This is a genomic window from Microbacterium sp. SCN 69-37 (assembly GCF_001724435.1).
Taxonomy (GTDB): domain Bacteria; phylum Actinomycetota; class Actinomycetes; order Actinomycetales; family Microbacteriaceae; genus Microbacterium; species Microbacterium laevaniformans.
Genome location: NZ_MEEL01000056.1, coordinates 1 through 15,253, shown reverse-complemented (window position 1 = coordinate 15,253; position 15,253 = coordinate 1). Strand labels below are relative to the sequence as shown.

The following is a 15,253-nucleotide window of genomic DNA, read 5'->3' as shown; positions in this document are numbered from 1 at the left end:
GTCTTCTTCTCCACCGGGATCACTGGTGGTCTTCCCATGTCGAACTCTCCGCTCAGGACTCAATCAATGGTCCTGCCACAAAGTCTGACGCGCGACACCGACTCGAAAGGAACTCCCATGTCGAACACCACCGAGACCGTCGACGTGCCCGTCCCGTGCATCGTCACGACCCCGGCCGGCACCTTCCGCGGCGCCGTCCGCGACGCGGTGCACTCGTGGCGCGGCATCCGCTACGCCGAAGCCCCCGTCGGCGAGCGCCGCTGGCGCGACCCGGTTCCGGCGACCCTCGCGAGCGGTGAGGTCGACGCCACCGCGTTCGGTGCGGCCTGCCCCCAGGTGCGCACGCCCGCGATCGCCCTGGGCGATGACGCCGTCCTCGACGAGGACTGCCTGATGCTCAACGTGTGGGCACCCGACGCCGACGCCCCGGCGGGTGCGCGACCGGTCATGGTGTGGCTGCACGGCGGCGCCTACACGTTCGGCGCGTCCAGTCAGCGCACCTACGACGCGACCTCCCTGGTCTCGCGTGGCGACGTGGTCGTCGTGACCCTCAACTACCGTCTGGCCGCGTTCGGCTTCCTGGACCTGTCCGGCCTTCTGCCCGACGGCGGCTTCGACCGCAACCTGGCGCTCAAGGACGTGCTGGTGGCACTGCGGTGGGTGCAGGAGAACATCGCCGCGTTCGGCGGCGATCCCCACCGCGTGACCGTGTTCGGCGAGTCCGCCGGCGGCGGCCTGGTGACGACGCTGCTGGCCACTCCCTCGGCCGCGGGTCTGTTCCACCGGGCGATCGCGCAGTCCTCCCCCGCGTCCAGCATGTACGGCATCGACCGGGCGCGAGATGTCGCCGAGCGCTTCGTGCGAGAGCTCGGCATCGACCAGACGGATGCCGTCGCCACCGTCGCGGCGCTGCGCGCGGCATCCGCCGACGAGCTCGTGACTGCGGGGATGGCGGTGTACGCCCAGGTGCCCGACGAGGCGCCCGGCACGCTCGCGTTCGCGCCGATCGTCGACGGCGGCCTGCTGCCGGAGGCACCGGCGACCGTGCTGCACGAGGGCCGCGGACTGCCCGTCCCGCTGATGATCGGCACCAACAAGGACGAGGCGTCGCTGTTCAAGTTCATGAAGTCGCCCCTCATGCCGATCACCGAGGAGCGCATCATGACGATGTTCTCCGACATGGCCGCCGACAACCCGACCGTCGAGCTGCCCTCGGTCGCCCAGGTGCAGACGGCGTACGAGAACGTGCGCAAGAACGCCGTGGGCCCGGGCGTCGCCCGCGACATCGGCTTCCGCATGCCCACCGTGTGGATCGCCGAGGGTCACGCCGCCACGGCCCCGGTCTGGCTCTACCGCTTCGATCACGCGGCGCCCTTCCTGCGACTGATCGGCCTCGGCGCCACCCACGGCAGCGAGCTGGCGTACCTCTGGGGTGTCTTCGCGAGCGGCCCCAAAGACCTCACGTTCCGCCTCGGTGGCAAGCGTGCCGGCGAGGCGATCTCTGCCCGTATGCAGGAGCGATGGGCCGCCTTCGCTCATGGGCGCACGCCTGACGCGGAGGGCGTCACGGGAGCCCCGCACTGGCCCGCCTACGATCCTGCCGACTCCCGTGCGACGTTGGTGATCGAGCGCCACGACAGCGTCGTCGACGATCTGGACGCCGCCCTGCGCGCCGCATGGGGCGATCAGGTCCTCGACTTCCACTGACCACGCGCCGCCGCCGCGCACCTTCGAAGGAGCCCGCTCATGTCCGACACCTGCACCGCCGCCACTGCCCTGAGCCGCGACCACCTCGCGCCCGCCATCGCCGCGGCCGGCGTCACCATCGCACCCGCCCACCATGGCGCGCCCAGCCGCTCGGACGAACGCGGCACGACGACAGCGACAGCCGACCTCCTGATCGTCGGCCGCATCGCGACCGGTGATCCCGCCGCTCCGCGCGCGGAGGCGATGGCGGTGCGCGACGGCCGCATCCTCGCCGTGGGTTCGGCGGCGGACCTGGACGGCCTCACCGGCCCCGCGACGAAGATCCTGTCTCCCGACGGGGTGGTCATCCCGGGCCTCATCGAACCGCATGCGCACATCTGGGTGTCGCTGCTGACGCTCGAGTGGACCGACGTCTCGCACGCCGCCTGCCCGCGCTTCGACGACGTCGTCTCGGTTTTGACGACCGCCGCGCAGGCGACGCCGGCGGGTCAGTACGTGCTCGCGAAGCTGTTCGATCCGAGCCTGTACCCCGGCGAGCCGGCCCTCACACGGGACATCCTCGACCGGGTCGCGATCGACCGCCCGATCGTCGTGCTCAACGCATCGATGCACTTCGCCTACGCCAACAGCGCGGCCTTGGATGCCGCCGGCATCACCGAAACCACACCGCAGCCGACCGGGGGCACGCTGGAAAAGCGCGACGGGCGGCTCACCGGCGTGGTCGGGGAGTCTCCCGCGGTGACGATGCTGCTCGCGAACCTGCCGCGACCCACGGCGGCGGACGTGGGTCACGGCATCCGTCAGGTGCTGAACGAGTTCGCCGCGGCCGGCGTGACCTCGATGCGTGAAGCGATGACCGGCACGCTGGCCGGGGTGAGCGAAGTCGCCCTGCTGCACCAGCTCAACGGCGCCGAACGGCTGCCGGTGCGGGTGTCGACGGCGCAGTTCTCCTCCCTGGCGGGGTGCGCGACACCGGCCGAGGTCGCCCAGGCGTGGAAGGCGGCCGGGGTGACCCCGTTCAGCGGAGATGGAATGGTCCGTGCCGACGCGTGGAAGATCGTGGCGGACGGTTCGAACCAGGGCCGATCCGGCTACTTCCTGCAGCCGTATCTGGGCGAGACCTCGGGAGGCCACGCGAACTGGACGCCGGAGAGCCTGCGCGAGGTGATGCGCGCCGGTCTCGATGACGGCTGGCAGCTGATGATCCATACGAACGGCGACGCCGCCGTCGAGTTCGCCCTCCAGGCGGCGGAAGAGCTGCTGCCGCGCTGCGGTCAGAACGATCTGCGTCACCGCTTCGAGCACGCCTCGGTGACCACCGACGACCAGCTTGTACGGATGGCGGCGGCCGGAGTGTCACCGAGCTTCCTGATGGACCACGTCTACTACTGGGGTGCGGCCTTCCGCGACACGATCCTCGGCCCCGAGCGCGCCGCGCGACTCGATCGCCTCGCCTCGGCGTACCGCGCGGGACTGCGCCCCAGCCTGCACTCCGACTACAACGTGACGACGGTGCGGCCCCTGCGCAGCGCCCGCACGGCGGTGCTGCGCCGTCTCGAGGCCGACGCCACGGTGCTCGCGCCGGAGGAGCGTGTCAGCCCGGCGCAGGCCCTGTCGGCGATCACCGCCGATGCCGCCTGGCAGATCCACGCCGACGATCGCGGCACGCTCTCCGCCGGCCGGCGGGCGGACTTCGCCGTCGTGGACAGCGATCCGTGGACGAGTGATCCCGAGAGCTGGGATCGCATCGCCGTGCACGCGACCTACATCGACGGCGTTCCCGCCTTCACCGCCTGAGCGCCACTTCCGCTCGCCTCTCCCACCCGAAAGCACCCTCATGACCACCACATCACCGACGTTCGTCGTGCGCTCGGCGCACACCCTCGCCATCCCGCTGCTCGGCGTGCTCGCCGCGGTTCAGGGCTCCGCCCCGAATATCGCGGCGACCGCGCTCGTGGGCGCCAGCCGCGGCCTGGACATGGTCGGCGGCGATCAGGCGCTCGCGGCATCCATGCAGACCCTCGCGATCGCCGCTTCGGTCATCACAACCGGATTGCTCGCCGACCGGATCGGTCGCCGCCGCATGCTCATCGCCGCCCTCGTGACAGGTCTCGTCGGCCAACTGATCGTGGCCGCCGCACCGATGCCGCTCGTCTACATCCTCGGCCAGGCGGTGACAGGCGTCGGCCTGGGCGCCGTGTACGCCGCCGCGTTCGCGTACATCCAGGTTCTGGCCGCGCCGGGCCGGCTGCCCGCCGCCGTCGCGACCTTCGCCGCGTGCTCGGGAGCCGCCGGCGTGCTGTTCACCTTCTCGGGGGGCTTGCTCGCCGGCGTCGACTGGCGCCTCGCGTTCGTGCTCGTTCCCGTGCTGTCGGCGCTGTGCATCCCCGCCGTCCTCGTGCTCCTGCCGACCGTCGCACCCACCGTCGCCGAGAAGCGCGATGTGGGCGGGCAGGTCGCCCTCATCGCCGGGATGGTCGTTTTCCTGTTCGGTGTGTCGCAGCTCGCCTCGTCGCTGACCAACCCGCTGACCTGGGCCGCCATGGCGCTGGGCGTGGTGCTTCTCGCCGCGTTCGTCTGGTCGCAGACGCGGGTCGCGAACCCGTTCTTCCCGGTCGCGCTCTTTCGACGGCCCCTTTTCCTCGCGGCGCTCTGCGCGGGCTTCGTCTTCAATGCCGGCGGCGCGGTCGCCTTCTTGCAGCTGTCGAACCTGTGGCAGTACGTTCTCGCTCTGACGCCCAGCAGCGTCGCTGTATGGCAGCTGCCGGTGTCGGTCACCTCGATCGTGGGCGCGATCGTGCTGGGGCGCCTGATGACGCGCGGCATGAGTCCGCAGACGTCGCTGCTGGTGGGCGGCGTCCTGTCCGCGGCGGGCTTCGGGGCGGCTTTCCTCGCCCGCGAGGCCCCCACTCCGCTGGCGTTCGTCCCCGCCGGCATCCTCATCGCCGTCGGCATCACCGCCGCAGCCCTCCCCTACGGCACGCTCGTGCTCAGCGAGGCCCCCGCCGAGTTCTACGGGGCGGTGACCAGCTCGCGCACGACCTTCGGGCAGCTCTTCTCCTCGCTGGGCACGGCGGTGTCGACCGTCGTGATCACCCAGCTCACGATCTCGGGGATCACCGCCCGCCTGTCGGCGGCGGGACTGTCGGATGCCGCGGTGCACACCGCTCTGGTCGGCGTCGGCACCTACGCGAAGGACGGCACACGTCCCGACGCGCAGGTGTTCGATGCCGCCGTGGCCGCCTACCGCGACGGGTTTGGCGCGCTGATGGTCGGCATGGCTGTCGTCGCGTTGGCGGCGAGCGTCGCCGGGTCGGCCTTGATCGCTCGTGCGTCGCGGGCCGTGCCGACCTCCGGTAGCGGTGGCGCACCGTCATGACGCGTGCTGCGGCGGGTACAGCCGTCGCAGCGCGAGTCGCTGGCCGAGGGTCCAGGTGACGGTCGGACCGATCGTCACGGTGCAGGCGTTCGATACGCGCGACGAGGCGATCGCTCTGGCCAACGACATCCCTTACGGTCTCGCGGCCTCGGTGTGGACGACGCGGCTGGACGACGCGCTGGCGCTGGCCCGCGGCGTGGAGGCCGGACTGGTCTCGGTCGGAGCGTACAGCGAAGGCGACCTGGCGATGCCCTTCGGCGGGTGGAAGCAGTCGGGCTTCGGAGGGGTGGAGAAATCGCTCCGCGCGTTCGAGCAGTGGACGCGCGAGAAGAGCGTTTGGATTCGCCACCGGCCCTGAGCGCGAGCCTCGGCTCGTTCACCGGCGGGTTCGGCGTGCGCACTACAATCGCGGCGTGATTCCTCCGCGCACGTCGTCCCGGGCCCGATGAGCGCCCCCGCGGCATTGGCCCGTCGCCTGGGCCTGGTCGATGCGATCGCGATCGGTCTGGGCTCGATGATCGGCGCGGGTGTGTTCGCCGCGTTCGCGCCCGCTGCGGCAGCGGCCGGCTCGGGCCTGTTGATCGGCCTGGCCCTTGCGGCGGTGGTGGCCTACGCCAATGCGACGTCGTCAGCGCAGCTCGCTGCGCAGTTTCCGACGTCCGGAGGGACGTACGTCTACGGCCGGGAGATGATCGGCCCGTGGTCGGGGTTCTTCGCCGGCTGGTCGTTCGTCATCGGCAAGACGGCCAGCTGCGCGGCGATGGCGTTGACGTTCGCCTCGTATGCCGCCCCCGCGGGGTGGGAGAAGCCCGTCGCCATCGCCGCGGTCCTGGTGCTCGCGGCGGTCAACACGGTCGGGGTCACCCGCACGGCGGCTCTCACCAAGGTGATCGTGGTGGTCGTTTTGGCGGTGCTCGCCCTCGTGGTCGTCGCCGCCTCGGCATCCGGCGCCGGCTCCGCCGACAACCTCGTGATCGATCCCGGCCCCCACGGCTGGTACGGCGTGCTGCAGTCGGCCGGGCTGCTGTTCTTCGCCTTCGCGGGGTACGCCCGCATCGCCACGATGGGCGAGGAAGTGCGCGATCCTCGCCGGACGATCCCCCGCGCGATCGTCATCGCGCTGAGCCTGGCCCTGCTCGTCTACGTCGCCATCGCCCTCGTGTCGCTCGCCACCCTCGGCCCCGACCGCCTCGCGTCATCGTCGGCGCCGCTCGCGGAGGTCGCCGCGGCGGGCGGGTGGACCTGGACCGCGCCCGTCGTGCGGGTCGGGGCGGCGGCGGCATCCCTGGGGGCCCTTCTGGCTCTCGTCGCCGGCATCGGGCGCACGAGCCTGGCGATGGCCCGCACGGGAGACCTGCCGCAGTGGCTCTCGGCGGTGCACCCGCGCTACGCCGTGCCCCACCGCGCGGAACTGGTGCTCGCGGTCATCGTGAGTCTTCTGATCGTGACGACCGACCTGCGATCCGCGATCGGGTTCTCGTCGTTCGGCGTGCTGCTGTACTACCTCGTCGCCAACATCGCCGCGTTCCGACAGGATGCCGCGGCCCGCCGTTTTCCGCGGGCGCTGCAGATCGTCGGCATGATCGGCTGCATCGTGCTGGTGGCGACCCTGCCCTGGCCGTCGATCGTCGGCGGCGTGGTGGTCGCATGTGTCGGCGTCGGCTACCGGGCGCTGCGGCTGCGGGGCGGAATGCGGGCCTGACCAGCTCGACACCGCCGCGCACCGATGCAGCTCACACCAGCGACGTCGGCCAGGCGACCTCGATGCCGTTTTCGCTCCCTCTTCCGCCGCGCGCGCCGTCCGCGGCGTTCACGGCTGCGGCGTGGCGACGCTCACCGGCATCCCCCAGCCCGAGAAGCGCTGCGTGCTCGTCGTCTGCGTGCCGGCCACCGACACCGTGGCCTGGACACCGGCGGGCACGTGCCCGGAGGTCAGCCAGAGCGTCATCTCCTGCACGTCGGCGCCGACGGCGCTGAAGGGCGCGTCGGCCTGCACGCGCCAGGCGCGCACCTGAGTGCCATCGGGCAGGTCGACGACATCCTGACCCTTCTGCACGGTCCACGACGGCGCCGACGAGATGAGGGATGCCGTGGCCGACGGGTCGGCGAACGCGCGGTAAGCCTGCCCGATGGTGCCCGCCAGCATCTTCTTCGGATCTGAGCTGGTCGCGTCTCCCTGCACCCACGCTCCGTCGATCGTGACCCACGACGCGTCGGGGGTGAGCACGAACGACGTCGTGCCGTCGCTGCTGGTGACCGTTCCGGACAGCGCCGGAGCGTCACCGAACACGAAATCCGCCGTCCCCGTCGTGCCGTCGGATGCCGAGAACGTCTCGTGCCCGCTGCCGGCGGCCTTCGAGAACGCCACGACGCACGCGGCGAGGTCGGCGCCGGCGACAGCGGCGTCCGCCGTGAGGTCGACGGCGTCGCAGGTGCTCGGGGCGGCGATGGGTGCGGCGCCGGCCGCCGCGGACGCAGAGGCGGTCGCGGTCGCTGGCGCGACGGCATCGGACGATGAGCCGGCGGGATTCGGCGTGCCCGCGGAGCAGGAGCTCAGCGCAAAGGCGCAGGCGAGAACACCGAGGGTCAACACAAGAGGAACGGGCCGTCGCATGCTTCGACCCTACGACAGACGTCCAGCGTGCCCACGGGCAGATGGTGCTAAGCTCAGTCGTCCCGCATTTCGGGCACGGGTCCGTCCCACCCCTCTCGACGCCGAGAGCTCACCACTCGGACCACCACCTTCTACCCGCGGCATCTTCTCGCCGCCTGCGCATCCCGTGGCGGTGCGCACAGAAACGATTGATGATTCTCCTCACCTCGCACGAGGTCACCTGGCGCCAGGCCGATCACGACGTGTACGTCGCGACGGCGCTCGGCGAGTACGCCGGGTTTGTCCATGAGACGGATGCCGGGGCGCGCGCCTGCGGCGCCCAGGGGCAAGACCTCGGCATCCACCTCGACGTGGACGCCGCGCGCGCAGCCGTCACCGCAGCGCTCGCAGCCCCCACCTCGACTCACACACGTCCGCATCGCATTCGTCGACGCGGCACACCCGGTCGCTCCGGCGGCCCGAAAAACAGAAGGAAAGACACGATGGCCACTGGCACCGTGAAATGGTTCAACTCCGAGAAGGGCTACGGCTTCATCGCGCCGGACGACGGCTCCGCCGACCTGTTCGCGCACTTCTCCGCAATCGTCAGCGACGGCTTCAAGGAGCTGCGCGAAGACCAGAAGGTCGAATTCGACGCCGAGCGTGGCCCCAAGGGCATGCAGGCTGCGAACATCCGCGCCCTCTGATCCAGAGTTACGAAAGAGCCCGTCCCGACTGCTGTCGAGGCGGGCTCTTTCCTGCATTCCGCCCTGCCATATGCCCCCCAGGTGCGCCGAACGGGCCACGTTAGGCTGACGGCGTGGCCTTCGAACCGACTCCCACCCAGGACGATCGACGAGGCAGGCGGCAGAGCGCGGCCGACGACGGCGGGCGCCTCTACGGAATCTGGAGCGACGGGCAGCTCGTCGGCGGAGTGATGTTCGTGAGCTTCAGCGCCCCGGCGGGCCAGTGCGAGATCGGATGCTGGCTGGAACCGGCTGCCGAGGGGCGCGGGCTGGTGACCGCGGCATCCGGGGTGCTCGTCGACTACGCCCTCCGCGAGCGCGGTCTGAACCGGGCCGAGTGGCGCTGCCGGGCCGACAACGAGCGCAGCGCCGCCGTCGCCCGCCGGCTGGGGATGACCCTCGACGGCACGCTGCGGGGCGCGTGGCTCAACGGCGGCGTCTTCCACGACAAGCAGGTGTGGGCACTGGTGCGCGCCGAGCTTGCGGCGCCACAGTGATGGCGGCGGCCGCTTACCGAGCGTCGAGCGCGTCGACGAGGTGCCGGTTGCGCTCCACGATCAGCCTCCGCAAGTAGGGCACGAGGATCAGCCGCTCGGCGAGCGCCCCGAAGACGGGCGAGGCGAGCGTGAGAGTGTCGGTCATCACCGTGCCGCCGTCGCCGTCGTCCTCGAACACGTGCTCGTGTCGGAAGGACCGGAATGGCCCGCGGGTCTGCTCGTCGACGAACCTTGCGGGCCGGTCGAGCGCCGTGATGCGCGAGGTCATCGTGAACCACACGCCGAAGTGGCGCGCCCGCCAGGTGACCGTCTCCCCCAGCCCGATCCCGCCGGCGGTCACACCCCCGATCGCGCTCTCCTCGGATGCCGACATCGACGCCAGATGCGCATCGATGTCGAGCGAGAGGTCGAAAAGCTGCTCACGGGCGACACTCGCGCGTGTGATGACCGTGAAGGAGCTTGCCATGCGTCGATCCTCGCAGCCGCACCCCGTCAGGAGCCGTCGGCGACGATCTCGGCTTTGGCTCCCGCCGAGTTCTCCAGCCAGCCGGCGTAATGATCCGGTCCACCGGCATGTGGATACCGGTCGTGGTACAGAGGCGTCCACCCGTGCGCGGGCGCGGCGGCCATGATGGCGTCGACGCGTTCGCGGGTTCCCCCGTGGAAAGCGAGGTGGTTCACGCCGGGGGCTCGGCGATCGTGCGTCGCGCGCGAGAGGTTCGGCGAGGTGGTGAGCGTGAGGTACGCCCCGCCCGCGCTCCAGGATTCCCCCTCCGGCCACTCGCTCTCGCGGGCGAACCCGAGCTGCTGCAGCAACCAGCCCCACTCGAGGCGAGCCTGAGCCAGGTCGGCGACCCACAGTTCGACGTGATGGAAACCCGGCACGCGAACAGTCTTGCAGGCTTGCGCGTGCGTGGACGGCGCCTCGGCGTGGTGGCGAGGTCGCGTCGGTTTGCGTGTTCGCGCGGTGCGGCGGACAGTGGTGTGGTGCCCGATGTCTCGATCGATCTTCCCGCTCCCGACCTCTCCGACGACGCCGCTGCGCGGGACGCGGTGCTCGACAACGCGGCGTGGTCGTCGCTGACGGGACCGCACGCCGCGTTCGCCATCGGCGGTGACCTCGCTCGCCGCTACCCGGACGATGTCGCGCCCTTCGTCGCCGTGCGCACGTGGGACGACCCCGCGGTCTGGGACGCTCTGCGCGAGATCGTGGATGCCGGGGAGCAGTTCGGTCTGTCGGGCTTCGACGGCGAGCTGCCGGCCGGGTGGGAGTTCGTCGGCGGCGGCGACGGCGTGCAGCTGATCGAGACGCCGGTGTTGTCGACGCGCCCGGACGAAGAGGCTGTGGAGCTCGGTGCCGACGATGTGGACGACATGCTCGCGATCGTCGCCCGCAACCAACCCGGTCCGTTCCGCCCGCGCACCCACGAGCTCGGCCGCTACATCGGCATCCACCGGGGCGGGCGTCTCGTGGCGATGGCGGGCGAGCGCCTGCATCCCGCGGGCTGGACCGAGATCAGCGCCGTCGCGGTCGATGAGGACCACCGCCGTCAGGGGTTAGCCTCGCGGCTCGTGCTGGATGTGGCCTTTCACATCCAGCAGCGCGGCGATCGGGCGCTGATGCATGCCGCGGCATCCAACACCGGCGCGATCGCCGCGTACGAACGTCTCGGCTTCGCGCTGCGTCGCCGCACACGTTTCAGCTCGGTGCGCGCGCCGCAGTAGACGCGCAGCGTTCCCTCCGCACGATGCATCCCTGGTGATCGCGACGACCAGTGGTGCGACGCGGCGAAAGACGATGTGATCAGTCATCTGGGTGTGCATGTGCGCGCTCCCACGCGATCCGCAAATCCACGGCTTCAAAGCCCGCACCTAGCTGAGCGAGCAGATACGCTCGGCCCAAGCATTCAGACGAAAGCATTGGGGGAACGATGGAGTTCACAGACAGGCTCGCCGCGCTGGCCACCAAAGTCAGAAACCAAGCAGACGCGATCGGCACCGAAGAAGCGACGAAGAATGCGTTCGTCATGCCGTTCATCTCGACGATCCTCGGCTACGACGTTTTCGATCCACTCGAAGTGGTGCCGGAGTACACCGCCGACGTCGGAACCAAGAAGGGCGAAAAGGTCGATTACGCCATCGTGCGCGACGGCGAAGTGCAGATCCTCATCGAGTCGAAGGCGTCGCTCGGGCAGCTCAAGATCGAACACGCGTCCCAGTTGTTCCGGTACTTCGCCGTCACCAACGCGCGGATTGCCGCTCTGACCAACGGCGTTGTATGGCAGTTCTACACCGACCTCGACGCCCCGAACCGGATGGACGCGAAGCCCTTCCTCGTCCTCGACCTGCTCGACATCGACGAGACGCTGATCCCCGAGATCCAGAAGCTCAGTAAAGAGAGCTTCAACCTGGAATCGATCATCAGCACCGCGGAAGAGCTCAAGTACGTCGGTGCGCTGAAGCGCGAGATCGCTGCTCAGTTCCGGGAGCCGTCTGACGAATGGGTGAAGTTCTTCACGTCCCGCGTTTACGAAGGCGCGTTCACGCAGCGCGTGAGAGAGCAGTTCTCGTCTCTGGTTCGCAAGGCGTCCAAGCAGTTCCTGACGGAGAGCGTGAACGATCGACTGAAGACGGCGCTGGGCGCATCCGGTCTTCATGCTCCCGTCGAAGCCGTGACCAGCGAGCCCGTTGTCACCGAGGATCTGGACCGTGACACCGAGATCGAAACGACGCTGGAGGAACTCGAGGGCTACCAGATCGTCAAGGCGATCGCGTGCGGAGAAGTGAAGCCGCAACGCATCACTCAGCGAGATGCGAAGAGCTACTTCGCGATCCTGCTCGATGACAACAATCGCAAGCCGATCGCGCGTCTTCATTTCAACTCGAAGCAGAAATACCTCGGGCTGCTCGACGAGGACAAGGCGGAGACCCGGCATCCAATCGATTCCATCGACGAGATCTATCTGCATGCGGAGGCGATCCGAGAGTCGGTGCGCCGCTATGCGTGAACCTGGTCCGCGACTCCTCGGCCTCACTCTCTTCGCCGCCGCGCTGTTCGCGCTCGCCGGGTGCGCGAACAGTGCACCCGCAGAGGCGGAGGCGTCCGCAGCGCCCTCTCCCGCGGCATCCGCCTCACCGACACGCGCCTTCGACGCGACGGCCTACCAGCCGGATACTGCGTGGGAATGCGGCTACGTCAGCGCTCTCGAAACAGCGAACTTCCACGCCGGCGCGCTGCTGTCGAAGGGGACGATGGACCAGGCCGACTACGACGCGCGCCAAGTCGCACTGCAGCAGGCGTGGTCGGTCGCTCCCCGCGGCGCCTCGCCGGTGACACCCACGATCCGCGCCGTCGAGTCGTTGGCGGATGCCGGGGAGATGCCGGCGAGTGACACGTTCCGCCAGGCCGTTGCCGCCGTGACGGACGCGTGCGAAGCGAACCGCGCCCCCGTCGTCATCGGGGCACTCGCGGCGCAGGGCGGCTGAGCGAGCCCTATCCGTATATCGGGATCCAGAACCACAGCAGGATCATCAGCAGCATCGTCAGGACGTTCAGGACAATGCCCCATGTTCCCGTTCGGATGATGCGCGCGCGAAGCTGATAGTCCTCGCTGGTGCGGTGGCGAAGGTCGAGCAGCGGTCCCGCCGAGAGCACCAAACCCACGAAGGCGATGAACCCCGAAATGGCGAGCGCGAGGCCGACGACACTCCGTCCGCCGGTGAGGACGAAGGGCGTGTAAACGAGCCCCGTGAACCAGAACGGCGCCGTGATGAGGGCCACGGGCGACAGCACCACTCCCCAGATCGCAGTCGTCAACCCGCCGCGCTCTGCTCGCCGCACCTGTGCGGACGCATCATTGGACATCTCTGCACCTTAGCGAACAGCGAGGACGGCCCCGGGGCGGCATCCAAGCTCGTCAACCGCGACCGGACGAGCGCGGCACCGCGCAGGCGGGCATAGCGGATGCCGTGGCGCAGATCGGCGCCGCGTGCGATGCGAATCAGATGCCGTATTTCATCAAGGCCGAGTTCGGCGGCTGAGGCGTCGGCCCGGTCGCCTGACCCGGTCGCGTAGTGTCAGCACGTGCGCATCGTCGTCTCGGGAACTCATGCCAGCGGCAAGAGCACGCTCATCGCCGACTTTGCGCGGCGGCATCCGGAGTACGCCGTGTTCGGCGACCCGTTCGAGCTCATCGACGAGTCGGAAGATCGGCCGGCCGCGGCGATGTTCGCCTCGCAGCTGCGACTCGCAGCTGGTCGGCTGATCGAGGGAGAATCGGGCGGCAACGTTATCGCCGAGCGCGGTCCGCTCGACTTCTTGGCGTATCTGCTGGCACTGGATGAGCTCGGGCGTACGGCGCTCGACCGCTCGACGCTCTCGACCGCGGCTGACCGCACGCGAGGAGCACTGGCGACGGTCGACCATCTCGTTGTGCTCCCGCTGACGGCTGCTCATCCGATCCACGTCGGCGACGATGAGGATGCCGCGCTGCGCGAGACCATGAACGACGTGCTGCTGGACCTTCTCGATGACTCTGACGTCATCCCGGCGGGGCTGACCGTGACGGAGGTCACGGGATCGCCCGCAGAGCGCCTCGCCAGGCTCGAGACTCTGATCGCTGAGCCGCGGAGCTCGGAGCGAGGCTAGGCGGAGTCCCCCAGGCCGTCGAGGACGTCGGCCGACGGTACGAAGAACGTGGATCCGGTGAGCGGAGTGGAGAAGTCGAGCAGTCGGTCGTGGAGTCCCGGCGGGTCGCCGATGAACATCCGCTCCAGCATCTTCTCGATCACCCAGAGCCGGCGCGAGTACCCGATGAAGTAGGTGCCGAACTGGGAGGCGGGGCTGCCGAACGGCATGTTGTCGCGGAGGATGTCGTGCTCGACACCGTCGTCGTCGACGATGGTCGCGAGGGTCTTGTGCGCCTTCTGGCCCGACTCCGCATCGTCGAGTTCGACACCGTCGAACTTGCGTCGCCCGATGACCGCTTCCTGCTGTTCGGCGGAGAGCACGTTCCACCGGTCGAGCGGGTGCACGTACTTCTGCACGACGACGTAGCTCCCGCCGCGTCCGGCGGGGTCTTCGTCGCCCACGAGAGTGGACTCGGGCAGGTCGGGGCCCACCGGGTTGGCCGTGCCGTCGATGAACCCCAGCAGGTCGCGGATATCGAAGTAGCGGAATCCCTCGGTCTCGTCGACGACGACAGCGCTGGAGCCCAGCGCGTCGAGCAGCAGCCTCTCGAACTCGAAACACAGGTCGCGGCGGTTCGCGCGAATGTGGAAGAGCAGGTCCCCCGGCGTGCTCGGAGCGCGATGCACCGCACCCTCAATGGGCCGGAAGGGGTGGAGCTCCGCCGGCATCGGGCGCCCGGTGAGCGCCGGCCAGACGCGCGCGCCGATGCCGACCGTGCATGCGAGGGCGGCGTCGAGATCGCGGATGCCGACGGTCTTGAGCAGTCCCGAGAGGTCGGCCAGGACGGAGCGCGTGGTGGCGATCGCGTCGGCGTCGTCGCCCACGGTCACGACCAGGAAGACCGCCGACGTCGTCAGCGGAGCATCGACACTCTGAGGCGAAATGGGCACGCGGCGGTTATCACTCACGAGACCGAACCTAGCGTCGGAGCGGCGGCGCAGGGTGGTGCGGTCTGGGCCACCCACGTCGTCGCGGAAATGTGATTCGAGTGCGGTTGTCGAAGTCTGTGATCACCCGCCCCGCGCGCCACATGCTCGTAGGCTCAATGAGTGGAACCACAGCCGCTGTCCGAATCCGAGGGCGCCCGCATCGCCTTCTGGGTGATCGCTGGTTTCGGCGTGGTCGCCTCAGCGATCGCATGGGCCTGGTACGGCCTGGCGCAGGAGGAAGCGCAGAGCGAGCAGGGCAAGGCGGTCGCGGCGGGGACCTCTATGGCGGGGTTCGCCGAAGTCGTCGGAGGGCTTCCGCTCGTCCTGGCTCACCTCATCGGTCTTGGCGTGCTGTTGATCTTCGGATGGGGCGGCTACCGAAGGAGAGGCGTGGTCCTCGCGATCGCGGCGGTGGGTGTCGCCTCACTCATCGGCGTTCTCTTCGCGCAGCTTCTGTGGGCCGGTGAGTTGTTCGAGCTGGGAATCGACAACGACTCCTACGTTCCCTGACGCAGGTGCGCGGGGCATGACTCAGGGCAGTTCGAATAGAACGCAGACCGCGCTCGTCCCCCGAACACTGTTCGCGAGCGCCCGAGAAGCTACTCCTTATTGCTGACGGCGCTCAGCGAATTTCCCCAGAGTTGCTCATCGGAATTCCTCAGGTCGCGGGGCAAGGTTAGCGCAGGTTGGTGCCGGTGGTGATGCGGCGGAG

At 69.4% G+C, this 15,253-nt stretch carries 17 protein-coding genes; 12 read left to right on the top strand and 5 right to left on the bottom strand.

All coding sequences use genetic code 11. From position 1 onward, the window contains the following. The first annotated feature begins 117 nt into the window (after window positions 1–117). The 5 genes from ABS64_RS13950 to ABS64_RS13930 all read left to right on the top strand — a co-directional run bounded on the left by ABS64_RS13950 (window position 118) and on the right by ABS64_RS13930 (window position 6,788). Complete coding sequence (locus tag ABS64_RS13950) at window positions 118–1,707, top strand: carboxylesterase/lipase family protein (protein ID WP_292684308.1); 1,590 nt, start codon at window positions 118–120, stop codon at window positions 1,705–1,707. A 39-nt stretch (window positions 1,708–1,746) separates the two neighbouring features. Continuing rightward, a complete protein-coding gene (locus ABS64_RS13945; protein ID WP_292684306.1) occupies window positions 1,747–3,504 on the top strand; it encodes an amidohydrolase in 1,758 nt (585 codons plus the stop codon). A gap of 40 nt (window positions 3,505–3,544) precedes the next feature. Then, the gene (locus ABS64_RS13940) at window positions 3,545–5,086 is read left to right on the top strand and encodes an MFS transporter (protein ID WP_292684304.1); all 1,542 of its coding nucleotides are present in this window, start codon (window positions 3,545–3,547) and stop codon (window positions 5,084–5,086) included. Window positions 5,087–5,141: 55 nt separating this feature from the next. After that, window positions 5,142–5,444: an aldehyde dehydrogenase family protein gene (locus tag ABS64_RS13935; RefSeq protein ID WP_292684302.1), complete on the top strand. Its 303-nt coding sequence runs from the start codon at window positions 5,142–5,144 to the stop codon at window positions 5,442–5,444. Between the two features lie 87 nt (window positions 5,445–5,531). Beyond that, window positions 5,532–6,788 (top strand): APC family permease, encoded by a 1,257-nt coding sequence (locus ABS64_RS13930; RefSeq protein WP_292684300.1) that lies wholly within the window; start codon window positions 5,532–5,534, stop codon window positions 6,786–6,788. A gap of 108 nt (window positions 6,789–6,896) precedes the next feature. Here the strand turns inward: ABS64_RS13930 and ABS64_RS13925 are convergent, their stop codons facing one another. Further along, entirely contained in the window at window positions 6,897–7,700 is an 804-nt protein-coding gene (locus ABS64_RS13925) for a hypothetical protein (RefSeq protein ID WP_292684298.1), read from the bottom strand. Window positions 7,701–8,182: 482 nt separating this feature from the next. Between ABS64_RS13925 and ABS64_RS13920 the strand changes: the two genes are divergently transcribed. Together ABS64_RS13920 and ABS64_RS13915 are read left to right on the top strand one after the other, a co-directional pair. Next, the gene (locus tag ABS64_RS13920) at window positions 8,183–8,386 is read left to right on the top strand and encodes a cold-shock protein (protein ID WP_036283106.1); all 204 of its coding nucleotides are present in this window, start codon (window positions 8,183–8,185) and stop codon (window positions 8,384–8,386) included. Between the two features lie 113 nt (window positions 8,387–8,499). Beyond that, window positions 8,500–8,922: a GNAT family protein gene (locus ABS64_RS13915; RefSeq protein WP_292684295.1), complete on the top strand. Its 423-nt coding sequence runs from the start codon at window positions 8,500–8,502 to the stop codon at window positions 8,920–8,922. A 13-nt stretch (window positions 8,923–8,935) separates the two neighbouring features. Here ABS64_RS13915 and ABS64_RS13910 read toward each other — a convergent pair whose 3' ends face one another. After that, window positions 8,936–9,388: an SRPBCC family protein gene (locus tag ABS64_RS13910; protein ID WP_005050957.1), complete on the bottom strand. Its 453-nt coding sequence runs from the start codon at window positions 9,386–9,388 to the stop codon at window positions 8,936–8,938. A gap of 26 nt (window positions 9,389–9,414) precedes the next feature. After that, window positions 9,415–9,807 (bottom strand): VOC family protein, encoded by a 393-nt coding sequence (locus tag ABS64_RS13905; protein WP_292684292.1) that lies wholly within the window; start codon window positions 9,805–9,807, stop codon window positions 9,415–9,417. 102 nt (window positions 9,808–9,909) lie between these two features. Here ABS64_RS13905 and ABS64_RS13900 point away from each other — a divergent pair, with 102 nt between their 5' ends. From ABS64_RS13900 to ABS64_RS13890, 3 genes are all read left to right on the top strand, one after another. After that, window positions 9,910–10,647: a GNAT family N-acetyltransferase gene (locus ABS64_RS13900; RefSeq protein WP_121189640.1), complete on the top strand. Its 738-nt coding sequence runs from the start codon at window positions 9,910–9,912 to the stop codon at window positions 10,645–10,647. Between the two features lie 206 nt (window positions 10,648–10,853). After that, on the top strand, window positions 10,854–11,930 hold the full coding sequence (locus ABS64_RS13895; protein ID WP_292684289.1) for a type I restriction enzyme HsdR N-terminal domain-containing protein: 1,077 nt from the start codon (window positions 10,854–10,856) through the stop codon (window positions 11,928–11,930). Next, a complete protein-coding gene (locus tag ABS64_RS13890) occupies window positions 11,923–12,408 on the top strand; it encodes a hypothetical protein (RefSeq protein ID WP_292684287.1) in 486 nt (161 codons plus the stop codon). The genes ABS64_RS13895 and ABS64_RS13890 overlap by 8 nt, the downstream gene beginning before the upstream one ends. A 7-nt stretch (window positions 12,409–12,415) precedes the next feature. Here the strand turns inward: ABS64_RS13890 and ABS64_RS13885 are convergent, their stop codons facing one another. After that, on the bottom strand, window positions 12,416–12,787 hold the full coding sequence (locus ABS64_RS13885) for a hypothetical protein (RefSeq protein ID WP_292684285.1): 372 nt from the start codon (window positions 12,785–12,787) through the stop codon (window positions 12,416–12,418). Between the two features lie 219 nt (window positions 12,788–13,006). Here ABS64_RS13885 and ABS64_RS13880 point away from each other — a divergent pair, with 219 nt between their 5' ends. Then, window positions 13,007–13,570 carry an AAA family ATPase gene (locus ABS64_RS13880; RefSeq protein WP_292684283.1) on the top strand — a complete coding sequence of 188 codons (564 nt, stop codon included), beginning with the start codon at window positions 13,007–13,009 and terminating at the stop codon, window positions 13,568–13,570. Here the strand turns inward: ABS64_RS13880 and ABS64_RS13875 are convergent. Then, on the bottom strand, window positions 13,567–14,520 hold the full coding sequence (locus tag ABS64_RS13875; protein WP_292684281.1) for a Dyp-type peroxidase: 954 nt from the start codon (window positions 14,518–14,520) through the stop codon (window positions 13,567–13,569). The genes ABS64_RS13880 and ABS64_RS13875 overlap by 4 nt on opposite strands. Window positions 14,521–14,661: 141 nt before the next feature. On the opposite strand from ABS64_RS13875, the gene ABS64_RS13870 reads away from it, so the two are divergent. Continuing rightward, a complete protein-coding gene (locus tag ABS64_RS13870; RefSeq protein WP_288119376.1) occupies window positions 14,662–15,051 on the top strand; it encodes a hypothetical protein in 390 nt (129 codons plus the stop codon). Window positions 15,052–15,253: the final 202 nt, after the last annotated feature.

Excerpts from the sequence above, each read along its gene's own strand:
- ABS64_RS13950 (WP_292684308.1), top strand. The coding sequence starts at position 118 with ATGTCGAACACCACCGAGACCGTCGACGTGCCCGTCCCGTGCATCGTC.
- ABS64_RS13945 (WP_292684306.1), top strand. The coding sequence starts at position 1,747 with ATGTCCGACACCTGCACCGCCGCCACTGCCCTGAGCCGCGACCACCTC.
- ABS64_RS13940 (WP_292684304.1), top strand. The coding sequence starts at position 3,545 with ATGACCACCACATCACCGACGTTCGTCGTGCGCTCGGCGCACACCCTC.
- ABS64_RS13930 (WP_292684300.1), top strand. The coding sequence starts at position 5,532 with ATGAGCGCCCCCGCGGCATTGGCCCGTCGCCTGGGCCTGGTCGATGCG.
- ABS64_RS13925 (WP_292684298.1), bottom strand. The coding sequence starts at position 7,700 with ATGCGACGGCCCGTTCCTCTTGTGTTGACCCTCGGTGTTCTCGCCTGC.
- ABS64_RS13920 (WP_036283106.1), top strand. The coding sequence starts at position 8,183 with ATGGCCACTGGCACCGTGAAATGGTTCAACTCCGAGAAGGGCTACGGC.
- ABS64_RS13910 (WP_005050957.1), bottom strand. The coding sequence starts at position 9,388 with ATGGCAAGCTCCTTCACGGTCATCACACGCGCGAGTGTCGCCCGTGAG.
- ABS64_RS13895 (WP_292684289.1), top strand. The coding sequence starts at position 10,854 with ATGGAGTTCACAGACAGGCTCGCCGCGCTGGCCACCAAAGTCAGAAAC.
- ABS64_RS13890 (WP_292684287.1), top strand. The coding sequence starts at position 11,923 with ATGCGTGAACCTGGTCCGCGACTCCTCGGCCTCACTCTCTTCGCCGCC.
- ABS64_RS13885 (WP_292684285.1), bottom strand. The coding sequence starts at position 12,787 with ATGTCCAATGATGCGTCCGCACAGGTGCGGCGAGCAGAGCGCGGCGGG.